Raw genomic sequence first — 13,587 nt, forward strand, 5'->3', positions numbered from 1 at the left:
CCCTCTCGACTCCCCGGAAGGAACCCGCAATGCCCTGCTTGATACGTGTCGAGGCGCTGCTCCCCGCTCGGGACGCGGACGAGGTGTTCGACCGCATCCGCGACTTCGAGCGCTACGCCGACCACACCGACGCCGTGCGCGAGGTCACGGTGACCGCCGACCGGGAGGGCACCGTCGACTCCGCCTGGGCGGTGAACTTCCGCAGCGGCGTCCTGCGCTGGACCGAACGGGACGTGATCGACCCCGCCGCCCGGAGGATCACCTTCGAGCAGCTCACCGGGGACTTCGCCCGGTTCGTCGGGGCCTGGGACGTCCGGCCGGCCGGCGAGGACTCCGTGGTGCTCTTCTCCTGCGAGTTCGACATGGGCATCCCCAGCCTGGAACCGATCATCAACCCGGTCGCCATGCGCGCCCTGATCGACAGCATCGGGCTCATCCTGCGCGGTCTGCTGGGAGAGGGGATCGAGATCACCAGCAGCCACCGGGACACCGCCGTCGTCGGCTCATGACGGCCGGGGCGCCGCAGGGGCGTGGCCCGCGCCCGCTGCGCCTGGCGCTCATCTGCGCCGGCGTCGTCATGGTGTACCTGGACAGCACCGTCGTGGGGGTGGCCCTCCCCGACATGCAGGAGAAGATGGGCATCGGGGTCTCCGCCCTCCAGTGGGTGTTCGACATCTACACCCTCGCCTTCGCCTGCTTCCTGCTCACCGCCGGCACGCTCGGCGACGCCCTGGGGCGCGGCCGGGTCTTCCTGGCCGGCCTGGCCGGCTTCACGGCCGCGTCGGTGGCCTGCGCCCTGTCCACCGGCATCGGGGCGCTGCTGGCGGCCAGAGCCGTGCAGGGCGTCTTCGGTGCCGTCATGATCACCGTGTCGCTCTCCCTGATCCGGCAGCTCTACACCGAGGAGCGGGCACGGGCCACCGCGGTGGCGACCTGGGCCGGGTCGGGCGGCATCGCCCTGGCCGCGGGCCCGATCGTCGGCGGTCTGCTGGTGGACGCCCACTCCTGGCAGAGCATCTTCTGGATCAACCTGCCGATCGGGCTGCTCGCCCTGGGGGCCCTGAGCTGGTCGCTGCCGCTCGGCACGGGCCGGGCGGCGGGCGGGGCGGCGGGCGGGGCGGCGGGCGGCCGGAAGGCCGACTGGACCGGTCAGCTGCTCTTCGTCACCGGCATCGGGGCGATGGCCTACGCCCTGATCGAGGCCGGCCCGAAGGGCTGGGGATCACCCCTGATCGTGGGCCTGCTCGCCGGCTCGGTGCTGGTCCTCGCCGGATACCTGCGCTGGGAGAGCCGGACCTCGTCCCCCATGCTGCCGCCGGCCCTGCTGCGCCACCGGGTCGTGCTGATGACCTGCTCGGTGAACTTCTTCGGCTTCTTCGGCCTGTACGGGGTCATCTTCCTGCTCACGCTGTTCCTGCAGCAGGTGAACGGGCTCACCCCCGTGCAGACCGGCCTCCGCCTGCTGGCGCTGACCGCCTCCATCACGGTGGCCTCGCTGCTCGCGCCCGCCGTGGCGGCCCGGCTGGGGACCCGGACCGCGGTCGTCGCCGGTTCCCTGGTGACGGTCGCGGGATTCGTGGGTCTGGCGGGCCTGGAGGCCCGCAGCGGCTTCGGCACGTACTGGTGGCCGCTGGTCCTGATCGGCACCGGTGTGTCCGTGGTCGGGGCACCGGCCACGGTGGCGCTCCTGTCGGCGGTGCCACCGGACCGGGCGGGCGTCGCCTCGGGGATGTCCCAGACCTGCCGTCAGGTCGGTGCCGTCTTCGGGGTGGCCCTCTCCGGCACCCTGGTCCAGCAGCGGCTGCACGCCGGCCTGCCGGACGTGCTGGTCACCCTCCCGCTGCCGGCGTCCGCCCGCGCGGAGATGGCCGACGCCATCGAACACGGGCAGTCCGCCGGCACCGCCGCGCTGCCGGACGACGTCCGGCGGATCGTGCTGCGCTCGGCGGGCGACCTGATGGCGGACGGGCTGCACACGGCGGTCCTGGTCGCGGCGGCAGGCGCGGCCCTGGCCGCCGTCGCGGCCGCCCTCCTGCTGCGGCGGCGGAACGACGGCAACCCCCCGGACCCCGCCCCTGCGGACGTCCCGGCCTAGGAAAGCTCCCCGGCTGGGCCCCGCCCTCGTCACCGGAGCCACCCCTCGGACCGGACCGTGCAAGGGCCGGGGTTCAGGCGGTGGCCCTGGTGACGAGGGCGGTGATGCGGGACTCGGTCTCGGGGGTGAGGGCGGCGAGGGCGAAGGTGGTCGGCCACAGGTCGCCGTCGTCGAGGACGGCGACGTCGCTGAAGCCGAGGGTGGCGTAGCGGGACTTGAACTTCTGGGCGCTCTGGAAGAAGCAGAGCACCTTGCCGTCCTTGGCGTAGGCGGGCATGCCGTACCAGAGCCTGGGGGCCAGCGCCGGGGCGGCGGCCCGGACGATCTCGTGCACCCGCTCGGCGAGGGCGCGGTCGGCGGGCTCCATCTCGGCGATCTTCGCGAGCACGTCCTGCTCGGCGTCGGCCTTGGCGGTCCGGGAGCTGCGGCGCGCGGCCGTCCTCAGCTCCTTGGCGTGCTCCTTCATCGCCGCGCGCTCGTCCTCGGTGAAACCGTCGAACTTCTCGGTGGTCCGGGCGTTCATGGGTGGGTCCTTCCCCGTTGGTCGATCAGGACGTTTCCATGATGGCGGGCGGGCCTCCCCGGTGGCTTCTCCAGAACTGACCGGTCGGCGGCGAAACCCGGTGGTCGGGGCCGGCCCCCGGGGGCGAGACTGAGGGGCATGGGGAAGCGGAGCGGTACGGGGGCGGCCGGCAAGGTCACGCCGACGGTGTACGTGTCGGTGGACGTCGAGGCGGACGGGCCGATCCCCGGGCCGTACTCGATGCTGAGCCTCGGCGCGGTGGTGGCCGGCCGGCACGACGCGGACGGGTTCCGGCGGGCGCCGGACGGCGGGGCGGCCGGGTTCTACCGGGAGCTGCGGCCGGTCTCCGACGACTGGGTGCCCGAGGCGCTGGCCGTCTCGGGGCTGGACCGGGCCGCGCTGCTCGCCGGCGGCACCGATCCGGCCGTCGCCATGGGGCAGTTCACCCGCTGGCTGGAGCAGCTGCGGACCGGCCCGGACGGGCGGCGGTACCGGCCGGTGATGGTGGGCTATCCGGCCGTCTTCGACTGGCAGTTCGTCCACTGGTACCTGGTCCGGTTCACCGGCTCCAGCCCGTTCGGGCACTCGGGGTGCCTGGACGTGAAGACGCTCTACGCGGCGCGGGCGGGCGTCCCGTTCGCCGGGATCGGCAAGCGCTCGATGCCGCCGGGACTGCTGCCCGACCTGCCCCACACCCACCACGCCCTCGACGACGCACGGGAGCAGGCGGTGCTCTTCGCGAACCTGATGGAGTGGGGCGGGCCGGAGCCGGCGTGACGGCTCAGCGGACGGTGATCGGGAGCGTCTCGTAGCCGCGCAGGACGAGGCGGTCGCGGCGGGTGGGCACGCCGCCCGGGGCGAGCCGGGGGAACCGGTCGAGGAGGGCGGGTGCGGCGATGTCGGCCTCCAGCCGGGCGAGTTGGCTGCCGAGGCAGAAGTGCGCCCCGCCGCCGAAGCTGAGCGGCTGGCTGTCGGTGCGGGTCGGGTCGAAGAGGTCCGGGCGCCGGTAGCGGGCCGGGTCGTGGTTGGCCGCGCCCAGCATGACGAACACCACGGTCCCGGTCGGCGCGGGCAGGCCCGCCACCGTGAGGTCCGGGCCGGTGGAGATCCGGGAGGTCACCTGGACCGGGGAGTCGTGGCGCAGCACCTCGTCGGTGAACAGCGAGGGGTCGAGCGCGCCGGTGCGCAGGCCCTCCGCGGCCCCGGGGTGGCGGAAGAGCTGGGCGAGGCCGTTGCCGAGGAGGTTGGTGGTGGTCTCGAAGCCGGCCACCAGGAGCAGGACGAGGTTGCTCAGCAGTTCCTCGCCGGAGATCCGGTCCGGGGAGTCGGCGGCGATCCGGGCGAGGTCGCTGACCAGGTCGCCGGTCGGCCGGGCCAGCCGCTCGGCGACCAGCTCCGCGAAGTAGGCGGAGAGTTCCAGGGCCGCGGCATCGGCGGCGTCCAGCTCGGTGAGGTCCTGGATGAGCTCCAGCGCGATGGTGAGGTCCGAGGCGAGGCCTCGGAAGCGGTGGCGGTCGGCGGCGGGGACGCCGAGCAGTTCGCAGATCACCTCGACCGGGAGGGGGAAGGCGAAGGCGTCCATGAAGTCGACGGGCGAGCCGTCGGCGCCCCGGGCGGCCAGCTCGTCGAGCAGCCGGGACACCGTGCTCTCGACCGCCGGGCGCAGGGCGGCGACCCGCCGGGCGTTGAACGCCGAGGCGATGAGCGAGCGGACCCGGGCGTGGTCGGGGGCGTTGCGCTGGAGGATCGAGCGGCTGAACAGTTCGACGGAGGGGCGGCCGAGCAGCTCCGCCGCGTCGGCGGCGAGGGTCTTGGAGTCCTCCAGGGCGAAGGCGGGATTGCGCAGCACCTGGTTGGCGGCGGCGTGGCCGACCACCAGGACCGCCCCGGGCCCGGCCGGGACGGCGGCGCCGAGTTCGTGCGCCCGCGTGTAGAGCGGGTAGGGGTCGAAGCGCCCCTCGGTGGTCATGAGCTGCTCGATGATCGACGCGCCGTCCATCCGGGGTTCCCCTCCCGTTGATCCAGATCCCGCACGGACAACTGTCGGTGGCCGGAGGGTAGTTCCCGGGTCGGGCGCACGTCCGCGGCGGGGCGGCGGACGGCGGACGGCGGACGGCGGACGGCGGACGGCGGCGAACGACAGGGCAGGGACGCCGGCCGGGGCGGACGGCACGCACGGGGCCGCACGGGGCGGGGCCGGACGGGGCGGGGTCGGTAGGCTGGCGGGATGGAGATCTGGATCAACCCGCGCTGCGGGAAGTGCCGTACCGCGCTGAGCGAGCTCAGCGGCGCGGGCGTCGAGTACACCGTGCGGCGCTATCTGGAGGACCCGCCGAGCGTCGCCGAGCTGGAGCAGGTGCTGGAGCGGCTGGGTCTGGAGCCGTGGGACATCACCCGGACCGACGAGCCGGTGGCCAAGGAGCTCGGCATGAAGCAGTGGGGCCGGGAGCCGGTCGACCGGGCCCGCTGGCTCGGGGCGATGGCCGAACACCCCGTCCTCATCCAGCGCCCGATCATCACCGCCGACGACGGCCACGCCGTGGTCGCCCGCACGCCCGAGGCGCTCCGGTCCGTCCTGCCGTGACGGCCGGCGGCGGACGGGCAGGGCGGCCGGTGGGTCCGGGCGTCAGCGGCGTTCGAACCGCCGCACCGGCTCGCCCGGCCGCCACGAGCTGATCCGCACCGCGTCGTTCTCGACGGTGGTGTGCACGACCTGCTCCAGCTCCAGCCGGAAGGCGTGGTACGGGCCGGGCGGCGGCTCCGGCAGCTCGGCCTCGTAGGCGGCGAGGTCCGTCGGGTCGGTGAGTTCGACGGCCCGGCCGGACACCTTGGCGTCACCGTCGGCCAGCGTCTCGTCGCTCGGGTTGCTGTGCAGCGCGAAGCGGGCGTCGCGGTGAAGGTCCAGCGCCTTGACCGCGCCCTGCATCGACCCGAGCATCAGGTCGGCGCCGACGAAGTCCACCTCGGTCCCGCTCACCCGGGGCGAACCGTCCCTGCGGAGCGTCGCCAGGACGTGGTGCTTGTTGGCCTCGAAACGCGCCCGCACGGCGGGGGCCAGGTCCGGGGCCTCGTGCTCGAAATCCTGCCAGGTAGCCATGGCGCCAGTGTGGCACCGGGCACTGACGGCCGCCGTCCGGCGCCGGGCGGGCGGCCCGGCGGCCCCCTCCCGGGGCGGGCCGCGAGGGCTCGCGGGCGGCGGCGCGGAACGAACGGCCGGAGAGTTCCGGGTCCGGCGCCGGGGCGTTCGCTGCGGTGGAACCCGGGCGTTCGGTACGGCGGGGCCGGGCCGTCCGGCGCGACGGCCGACACAGGGACCGGTACAGGGACCGGTACAGGGCCAGGGCCAGGGACCGGCGCGGCGGCCGGTGACGGGTTCGCGTCCGAGTGGCGGCCCGGGGAATCTGGACAGGCCCACATGAGCGGTCTGACAATCGGGTCATGATGTCGCGTGAGAACCGGACACAGGTGGTCCGGCCGTCCGAGGCCGAGCGGGACCAGGCTCTCGACGTGCTGCGGGAGGGCGCGGGGAACGGCCGGCTGTCGCACGACACGTTCCTCGGGCGGCTGGACCTCGTGCTCCACGCGGGCAGCCGCGCCGAATTGAACGCGGTGATGGCGGACCTGCCGGCCGGCAACCCGGTCGCGCGCTTCGTGCTGCGCGCGGTGGGCCGGATCTCCGCCTTCGGGGTGCGGCTGGGCGAGGCGTGGCGGGCCGAGCGGCTGCCGGGACTGAGCCTCCCCCAGGCCGGGGCCGCACAGCTGACCATCGGCCGGATCCCCGGCTCCGGGCTGCGGCTGAACGACGCGTCGGTCTCGCGGCACCACGCCGAGCTGCGCCGGGAGGGCGACGCCTGGGTGCTGTACGACCTGGGCTCGACCAACGGCACGCACGTCAACGGGTACCGGATCGTCGGCGGGGTGCGGGTCCGGCCGGGCGACCAGGTGCGGTTCGGCAATCTGGCGTTCCGGCTCGCGGCGGGCTGAGCCCCGCGACGGGCCGAGCCCCGTACCCCGGTCCGGCAGCTCGCGGACGTCCCGCACCCGGGCGGGCCGCACCCGGGCCACCGGCCGGATCCCGCCCCGGCGGTCCCGGCCGGGCCGGCCTCCCCGGCGGCGGCGTCCGACCGTGCGCGGAGCCTGTCAGTGCGGGAACTGCCGGGGCGGACGCCGGGCGGGCAGGGAGTCCTGGAACTCGGCGATGAGGCTCGCTATCCGCCGGATCGAGAGGGTCCCCTCCAGCCGGTCCAGGTACCGGTGCTCGGCCGCCAGCGCCTCCACCGTGACCCCGAAGTAGAGCGTCATCAGCGGATTGACGAAGAGCCGGCTGCCCTTCGTCCGGTCGGTGAACCGGACGTCGCCGAACCCGCCGCGCAGCGCCGCCGCCACCGAGCCCTGGACGATGCTCGGGTGTTCCGGGAAGGCCGCCCTGGCGTGCTCGACGGCGTCCAGGTAGAGCGTGCCCTCGCGGCTGTCGCGCGGGACGGAGAAGGCCCCGAGGTAGCCGCCGGCCCGGTCGAGCGCGGCGAGGTTCTCCAGCACCAGCGAGTGGTTGACGCCGTGGTGCGCGTCGATGCCGAAGCCGAGGCAGGCGACCAGCCGCTCGGGGACCTCGGTCAGGCCGGCCACCGCGGCGAGGCTGGCCATGTCCTCCTCGGGCGTGCCGAGCCCGGCCTCGTCACCGCGCATCAGGATGTCGGTGCCGCCGTCGACCAGCAGGACGGCGTCGGTGCCGAGGCGGCCGGTGAGGGCCCGGTAGGCCTCGCGCAGCGGCTGCACACCGGTCCTGGAGAAGGCCCAGACGGCGTCGGGCATGCCGTGCAGCCGCAGCCAGCGGGCCAGCGTCCGCTCGGGGAAGTAGCCCTCGGGAGCCGGGGTGTCGGGGCCGATCAGGGCCAGGTCGGGCTCCTGCCAGACGTCGGCGGGCAGGGCGTGGAGCTCGCTGAAGGAGAGGTTGGCGAGGTGCACCTCCTTGCCGGCCGCGCGGAGCGCGAGGGCGAGCGGGAGGCCCGCGTAGACGTCGAAGCCACCGCCCGCTCCGGCGATCAGGATGCGCTCGGCGGCGAGCAGACGGGTGATCAGCGGGGGCTGGAGGAGGGAGGTCACCGGGGGACGGTAGCACCGCGCGGGGGCGGTCCGCGGGCCGTCCGGACTGTCGGTGCCGGGTGCTTGGATTGCTCCCATGGACCAGGACACCGTACAGAGCACCCTTGCCGCCGAGGTACTGCGGGACGCCGAGGATCGGGCCCGCGAACTGATCCGGTGCGGCTTCCAGGAGCCGGACGAGATAGCCGAGTCCCTGGTCGAGGACCTCGACGACCAGGGGCTGACGGTGGAGGAGGCGGAGCGGATCGTCGCTCCGCTGTGGCGGGAGCGTCTGGAGGAGCAGGCCTCCTGGCCGGAGACGACCGACGTCGACCGGCTGGAGACCGCCTTCGACGCCCTGGAGGAACGGGGCATCGTCGCCGCGATGGACTTCACCTGCTGCGCGAACTGCGGCTACGCCGAGATCGGGGGCGAGGCCGACGAGGACTCCCGCGGCTTCGTGTTCTTCCATCAGCAGGACACCGAACGGGCCGTCGACGGCGGCCCGTTGATGCTGCGGTACGGCGGGTTCCAGCTGGACGGCGAGCCGACGGAGGCGGCCGTGCGGCGGACGGCCGCGGTCGGGCACGAGGTCGTCGCGGCGCTGAAGGCGGCCGGACTCCCGGCGGATTGGGACGGCTCGCCCGAGACGGCGATCGCGGTCGCGCCGATCACCTGGCTCAACCGCCTGCCGGAGTAGCGGCCGCGCCTCTCCGGGCCCTGCCCGGCCCGGTCGGCCCCTTCTTCCCGCCTTCTCCCCGTCCGCCCGCCGGGCGGGCGGGGAGAAGGCTCAGCGGACGACGTGGAACTCGGCCGCGCGGTCCTTCGCGTGGGCGCTGCGCAGGGTGATCCTCGCGGGGCCGATGGTGGTCTCGACGTCCTCGGTGAAGGTCTTGGTCTCGTTGCCGAGCTTGATCTCGACCGTGCTGTCGGTGATCCGGCCGACGGTCAGGTTCAGCTTCCGGCCGCCGCTGAACACCTCGACGGAGCGGGTGGATTCGGCACTGTCGGTGTGGACGACGACCTCGCAGCTGTCGTCGTCCAGGCAGAGCGCGGCGCCGCCCTCGCAGGCCGTGAGGCCGGCGCCGAGCACCAGGACGGCGCCGGCCACGAGGGCTGCCGGGCGGAAGGACCGCACCCGGCGGGCGCGGCGGGAGTCCGGACGGACGGCTGCCGTCCGGCGCTGCTGTCGGAGCGGGGAATCGGGCTCACTGGTGGGCTCGCTGGTCATGGCACCGACGGTAGGCGGGCGCCGGCCGCCGGGCATCGGCCACCGGCGGTACCCGACCCCTGGGCCGCCCCGGAGCTCCCCGGCCGCCGCGGACCGGGGTCCCCTAGGGGGCGGGTGGGAGCAGAGGGGGGTGCCGCGAGGCCTCGACCCCGGCCACCACGATCGCCAGGCCGCGCTCGAAGCGCTGCCCGAAGTCGCCGAAGAGTTCCCGGCCGGCGGCCGCGGCGAGCCCGTGCCCGGGATCGATGGCCGCGGCCCGGAGCTCCGGGTCGTAGCCCGGCGCCCGCTCGCCCGGCACCGGGTGGACGGCCTGCTCCTCGATCACGAAGCCGATGGTGAACGCGTAGGCCGTGGTGAAGGCCACGACGGCGTCGGCGAGTTCGAAGCCGGCGCGGTCGAACGCGGTGAGCAGGGCGTGCTGCCCCTCGGTGTGCCCGTAGTCGGTGAGCCGGGTGCCGCTGAAGACCTTGGCGCCGTCCCGGTAACCGAGCAGCGCCGTCCGCAGGGTCCGGGAGGAGACCAGCAGCGCCTCCTGCCAGCTGTCCGGGACGACGGCCGGCCCGGCGTACGTCCGGCGGAGCATCTCGGTGGCCATCTCGTCGAGCAGCGCCTGCTTGTTGGCGAAGTGCCAGTAGAGCGCGGGGGCCTTGACGTCGAGTTCGGTGGCGATCCGGCGCAGCGTGAGGCCGTCCAGCCCGGTCTCGTCGAGCAGCCGCAGGGCGGTGTCGACCACCTGGGCGCGGTCGAGCTTCGGTGGCATGTCGCGCTTCCTTCCACGGCTTCCCGGCGGGCCTTCTCCCGCGGCGTTGACAATTTAACACCGTTAAGCCCATGCTTCTGGACGTCCGCCACTTAACAACGTTAAGGAGAGTGTGCGATGGCGCACGCCCAGCACCGGAACCGGAGCGACTCCGGGTACGGCACCGCCCCCGCGACCGCGCCGCAGGCCGGGACCGGAGGCCCGAGCGGGAGCGGGAGCGGCACCGGGACCGAGGTCCTGGTCGTCGGCGCCGGCCCGACCGGGCTCACCCTCGCCTGCGACCTGGCCCGGCGCGGGGTCCGCGCCCTGCTGATCGAGAAGGACGCGGCCCTGTTCCCGGGCTCGCGCGGCAAGGGGCTCCAGCCCCGCACCCAGGAGGTCTTCGAGGACCTCGGCCTGCTCACCGCCGTGCACGCCGCCGGCCGCCCCTACCCCCGGATGCTCAGCTGGGAGAACGGCGAGCGGCAGGGCGAGTGGGACCTCGTCGGCCGCGCCGAGCCGGACCCGGCCGTGCCGTTCCCCGCGGCCTGGATGCTCCCGCAGTGGCGCACCCAGGAGCTGCTCCACGACCGGCTGCGCGAACTCGGCGGGGAGGTGGTCCTCGGCACCGCGCTGACCGGCCTCGACCAGTACCCCGACCGGGTCGAGGCGCGGCTGACCGGCCCGGACGGCACCGGGTGGACGGTCCGCGCCCGCTACCTGGTCGCCGCCGACGGCGGCCGCTCCACCGTCCGCCGGGCGGTCGGCGTCGCCATGGCCGGCGAGCAGGTCGACCCGCGCCCCGCACTGGTCGCCGACGTCGAGGTCGACGGCCTCGACCGTGCGAACTGGCACGTCTGGCCGAAGGCGCCCGGCGGCCCGCTGCTGCTCTGCCCGCTGCCGGGCACCACCGCCTTCCAGCTGTTCGCCCGGTTCGACGGGGAAGACGGGGAGGACGGCCGGGACGGCGCACGGGACGAGGGCAGCGCACGGGACGAGGACGGCACACGGGACGAGGGCGGCGCGGCGGTGCCCGACACCACGCCGGAGGGAGTTCGGCGGACGATCGCGGCCCGCACCCACCTGCCGGAGTCGGCGGTCGGCGAGGTGCACTGGGCGTCCGGCTTCCGGCCCCGTGCGGCGCTCGCCGAGCGGTTCCGCGCCGGCCGGGTCCTCCTGGCCGGCGACGCCGCGCACATCCACTCCCCCGCCGGCGGCCAGGGTCTGAACACCGGTGTCCAGGACGCGTACAACCTGGGCTGGAAGCTCGGCCAGGTCCTGCGGCACGGCGCCGACGAGGCACTGCTGGACAGCTACGAGCAGGAGCGTCTGCCGATCGCCGCCGACGTCCTGGAGCTCTCCACGAGGCTGCACCGGGCGGGCGGGGTCCGGGACGGCAGGGTGCGGCGCGGGCCGCGCACCGAGCAGCTCGGGCTCGGCTACGAGGACGGACCGCTGACCGTCGAGGCGCGCACCGGCCTGCCCGAGGAGGCGCTACGGGCCGGCGAACGGGCACCCGACGCCCCGCTGGACGGCTCCGTGCTGGACGGCGGGCCGGTGGACGGCACGGACGACAGGGCCCGCACGGACGACAGGGCCCGCACGGACGACCGGGGCGGCGCGAGCGACACCCGCGTCAGGGACGGCGCACCGACGGCCGGCCGCGGCCCGCGGCGCCTCTTCGAGCTGTTCCGCGGCCCGCAGTTCACCGTGCTCGCGATCGGCCGCGCCGTGCCGGAGCTGCCCGCCGGGGTGCGCGGCCACCGGGTGGACGGCGGTCCCGCGGAGCGGACGTACGGTCCGGGCCTGTTCGTCGTGCGGCCGGACGGCTACCTGGGCCTGGCCACCCACGACCCGGCCGACCTGCCCGGGTACCTGGCCCGGTTCGGCCTGCACTGAGCCCGGGCGCCCGACACCCGGCCCCGACGCCGGGCCCCGGTACGGCACCCCCGGTACCGCGCCGGCCCACCCGGTACCGCGCCGAACCGCGCCGGCCCACCCGGAGCACCCCCACGGCATACGCCCATGGCATGTGCCACGCGCGTAGATCAACGGCCCGAAAAGGCCCCGCCGCTCATTCCCCGGCCTCGCCCCAGGCGCCGGCCGGCCCCCACAGCGGCTCCGTGCACCGCTGGTAGGTGGCCTGCCAGTGCGGCCAGTGCCGGGCCACCATGTCGTCGCAGTCGGCGAGCAGCCGCTCGACCGTCTCCGGCTCGACCCCGTCCAGCAGCCAGGCGAGCGCGTCCGGGGTCCCCGGGCCGTCCGCCGAGTGCAGCACGTCCAGCAGCTCGGGCAGGCTGCCGACCCGCGAGGTCTGCGCGAAGACCCGCTCCATCCGCGGCAGCAGCTGACGCTCCTCGATCCGCAGGTGGGTCTCCAGCCGGGCGGCCAGGTCCTCGATGGCGTAGGCCACCGGCCAGACCGACCCGGTGTCCCTGCTGGCGATCCGCACCAGGGTGGTGACCCGGGTGAACGAGTGGTCGAGGTTGTGGTGGTCCGACTCCAGCCAGTTCAGCAGCAGCCGCAGCTCGGGCGCGAACCGGCGGACGATGGGCCAGATCCGCGTGTCCTGCTGCTCGTGGTGGCAGGTCAGCATCGCGGTGACGAAGGTCCAGTGCCGCAGCAGTGCGGCACCCTTCTCGTCCTCGCCGGGCTGCAGCAACCGCAGCGCGACGGGCAGCCGGGCGAGGTCCCGGCGGAGCGCGGCGTGCACCAGCCGCAGCCCGGCGAACCGGATGTCCTGCGGTTCCTCGTCGGCGGTGCAGTCGTGCGCCGGAGCACCCTGGGCGGGCACGGCCGGCGACACCGGGGACGCTACGGGCAGCAGGTAGCTGGGCATGGCACTCTCTTCACGCTTGGGCCGGGCTCGGCCCGACCTGACACAACTGGCGGGCTGGCGCTCCCACCACAGTGGTGAGAGGACATCAGAGACCAATCAATGTCCGATTGACGTGCAGCTCAGCGGCCGTTCGCACCGCTCCTGCGAACGCCCGGGCGAACGCGGCGCAACATTCCGACGCCCCCGCCCCGTGTATCAGGAGGAGGGCGCGCCGGGGCGTGCGCCGGGACGGGGGGCGGCGACGGATGTCACCGGAGCACGAACGGCTGTTCGACGAGTTCGTCGTGGCCCGGTACGCCGCGCTGCGCCGGACCGGCTACCTCCTGTGCGGGGACTGGCACCTCGCCGAGGACCTCGTCCAGACCACCCTGGTGAAGCTGTACGCCCGCTGGCCCCGGCTGCGCGCCCAGGAGGCCGCGTACGGGTACGCCCGCACCACCCTGGTCCGCTCCTACGTGGACACCCGCCGGCGGCGCGGCTCGTACGAGGTGGCCGCACCCGACCTCACCGTCCTGGTGGAGGGCGGCGGCCGGGGCGGCGGCCGGCCCGCCGACGGATGGCCGTCCGGCGACCGGGATCCGGCCGACCCGGACCGGCGGCTGGACCTGCTGGCGGCGCTGGCGCAGGTCAGCCCGGGCTACCGGGCCGTGCTGGTGCTGCGGTTCTGGGAGGACCAGTCCATCGAGTCGACGGCGGCCACGCTGCGGCAGACCACCGGCGCGGTGAAGTCCGCGACCAACCGGGGCCTGGCCCAGCTGCGGACGATCCTGGGCGACTCGCTGTACGAGATCGCCTCGGGCTGATCCCGGGACCGGCTCCGGGAATGACGAAGAACGCACGAGGGAACGCACCACGCAGGCGCACCAGGGAAGGGAACGGGCGATGGGTCAGGAGGAGCGGGAGGACGGGTACTTCGGCGCCGAGGAGATGGGCAGGCTGTTCCGCACCGTGCTGGAGCAGCCCGAGCCCCCCGTGCCCTGGGTGGGCCCGCAGGTGCGGTGGGCCGGGGTGCGGCTGCAGCGCCGCCGTCGGTGGCTGGTCCGGGCCGCCGTGGTGGCGGTCACGGTCGTGACAGCCT

The 13,587-nt window shown here is 74.8% G+C and carries 16 protein-coding genes; 9 read left to right on the forward strand and 7 right to left on the reverse strand.

The features are described 5' to 3' along the window. Positions 1 to 29 precede the first annotated feature (29 nt). A complete protein-coding gene (locus ACFCX4_RS15985; protein ID WP_376142737.1) occupies positions 30 to 509 on the forward strand; it encodes a type II toxin-antitoxin system RatA family toxin in 480 nt (159 codons plus the stop codon). Continuing rightward, positions 506 to 2,095: an MFS transporter gene (locus tag ACFCX4_RS15990; RefSeq protein WP_376142739.1), complete on the forward strand. Its 1,590-nt coding sequence runs from the start codon at positions 506 to 508 to the stop codon at positions 2,093 to 2,095. The genes ACFCX4_RS15985 and ACFCX4_RS15990 overlap by 4 nt, the downstream gene beginning before the upstream one ends. A 73-nt stretch (positions 2,096 to 2,168) precedes the next feature. Here the strand turns inward: ACFCX4_RS15990 and ACFCX4_RS15995 are convergent, their stop codons facing one another. Beyond that, complete coding sequence (locus ACFCX4_RS15995) at positions 2,169 to 2,618, reverse strand: iron chaperone (RefSeq protein WP_376142741.1); 450 nt, start codon at positions 2,616 to 2,618, stop codon at positions 2,169 to 2,171. Between the two features lie 138 nt (positions 2,619 to 2,756). On the opposite strand from ACFCX4_RS15995, the gene ACFCX4_RS16000 reads away from it, so the two are divergent. Then, entirely contained in the window at positions 2,757 to 3,395 is a 639-nt protein-coding gene (locus ACFCX4_RS16000) for an exonuclease (protein WP_376142743.1), read from the forward strand. 4 nt (positions 3,396 to 3,399) lie between these two features. Here ACFCX4_RS16000 and ACFCX4_RS16005 read toward each other — a convergent pair whose 3' ends face one another. Next, complete coding sequence (locus ACFCX4_RS16005; protein WP_376142745.1) at positions 3,400 to 4,617, reverse strand: cytochrome P450; 1,218 nt, start codon at positions 4,615 to 4,617, stop codon at positions 3,400 to 3,402. Positions 4,618 to 4,845: 228 nt separating this feature from the next. Between ACFCX4_RS16005 and ACFCX4_RS16010 the strand changes: the two genes are divergently transcribed. Then, the gene (locus ACFCX4_RS16010) at positions 4,846 to 5,202 is read left to right on the forward strand and encodes an arsenate reductase family protein (RefSeq protein ID WP_376142747.1); all 357 of its coding nucleotides are present in this window, start codon (positions 4,846 to 4,848) and stop codon (positions 5,200 to 5,202) included. Between the two features lie 42 nt (positions 5,203 to 5,244). Here ACFCX4_RS16010 and ACFCX4_RS16015 read toward each other — a convergent pair whose 3' ends face one another. Beyond that, positions 5,245 to 5,715 (reverse strand): pyridoxamine 5'-phosphate oxidase family protein, encoded by a 471-nt coding sequence (locus ACFCX4_RS16015; protein WP_376142749.1) that lies wholly within the window; start codon positions 5,713 to 5,715, stop codon positions 5,245 to 5,247. Positions 5,716 to 6,056: 341 nt separating this feature from the next. Between ACFCX4_RS16015 and ACFCX4_RS16020 the strand changes: the two genes are divergently transcribed. After that, a complete protein-coding gene (locus ACFCX4_RS16020; RefSeq protein ID WP_376142751.1) occupies positions 6,057 to 6,602 on the forward strand; it encodes an FHA domain-containing protein in 546 nt (181 codons plus the stop codon). Positions 6,603 to 6,758: 156 nt separating this feature from the next. Here the strand turns inward: ACFCX4_RS16020 and ACFCX4_RS16025 are convergent, their stop codons facing one another. Continuing rightward, positions 6,759 to 7,721 carry a DUF1152 domain-containing protein gene (locus ACFCX4_RS16025; protein ID WP_376142753.1) on the reverse strand — a complete coding sequence of 321 codons (963 nt, stop codon included), beginning with the start codon at positions 7,719 to 7,721 and terminating at the stop codon, positions 6,759 to 6,761. A 76-nt stretch (positions 7,722 to 7,797) separates the two neighbouring features. On the opposite strand from ACFCX4_RS16025, the gene ACFCX4_RS16030 reads away from it, so the two are divergent. Continuing rightward, positions 7,798 to 8,400: a DUF6891 domain-containing protein gene (locus ACFCX4_RS16030; protein WP_376142755.1), complete on the forward strand. Its 603-nt coding sequence runs from the start codon at positions 7,798 to 7,800 to the stop codon at positions 8,398 to 8,400. 90 nt (positions 8,401 to 8,490) lie between these two features. Here the strand turns inward: ACFCX4_RS16030 and ACFCX4_RS16035 are convergent, their stop codons facing one another. Both ACFCX4_RS16035 and ACFCX4_RS16040 read right to left on the reverse strand, forming a co-directional pair. Next, complete coding sequence (locus ACFCX4_RS16035; RefSeq protein WP_376142757.1) at positions 8,491 to 8,931, reverse strand: hypothetical protein; 441 nt, start codon at positions 8,929 to 8,931, stop codon at positions 8,491 to 8,493. A gap of 103 nt (positions 8,932 to 9,034) precedes the next feature. After that, the gene (locus tag ACFCX4_RS16040) at positions 9,035 to 9,691 is read right to left on the reverse strand and encodes a TetR/AcrR family transcriptional regulator C-terminal domain-containing protein (RefSeq protein ID WP_376142759.1); all 657 of its coding nucleotides are present in this window, start codon (positions 9,689 to 9,691) and stop codon (positions 9,035 to 9,037) included. A 117-nt stretch (positions 9,692 to 9,808) separates the two neighbouring features. Between ACFCX4_RS16040 and ACFCX4_RS16045 the strand changes: the two genes are divergently transcribed. Continuing rightward, the gene (locus ACFCX4_RS16045; protein ID WP_376142761.1) at positions 9,809 to 11,569 is read left to right on the forward strand and encodes an FAD-dependent monooxygenase; all 1,761 of its coding nucleotides are present in this window, start codon (positions 9,809 to 9,811) and stop codon (positions 11,567 to 11,569) included. A gap of 175 nt (positions 11,570 to 11,744) precedes the next feature. On the opposite strand, the gene ACFCX4_RS16050 is transcribed toward ACFCX4_RS16045, so the two are convergent. Further along, complete coding sequence (locus tag ACFCX4_RS16050; protein ID WP_376142763.1) at positions 11,745 to 12,509, reverse strand: hemerythrin domain-containing protein; 765 nt, start codon at positions 12,507 to 12,509, stop codon at positions 11,745 to 11,747. Between the two features lie 245 nt (positions 12,510 to 12,754). On the opposite strand from ACFCX4_RS16050, the gene ACFCX4_RS16055 reads away from it, so the two are divergent. Both ACFCX4_RS16055 and ACFCX4_RS16060 read left to right on the forward strand, forming a co-directional pair. After that, entirely contained in the window at positions 12,755 to 13,312 is a 558-nt protein-coding gene (locus ACFCX4_RS16055; RefSeq protein ID WP_376142765.1) for a SigE family RNA polymerase sigma factor, read from the forward strand. Positions 13,313 to 13,391: 79 nt separating this feature from the next. After that, positions 13,392 to 13,587, forward strand: a 196-nt coding sequence (locus ACFCX4_RS16060; RefSeq protein WP_376142767.1) for a hypothetical protein, incomplete at its 3' end; no start/stop codon positions are given.

Source organism: Kitasatospora sp. NPDC056327 (assembly GCF_042261735.1).
Lineage (GTDB): Bacteria > Actinomycetota > Actinomycetes > Streptomycetales > Streptomycetaceae > Kitasatospora.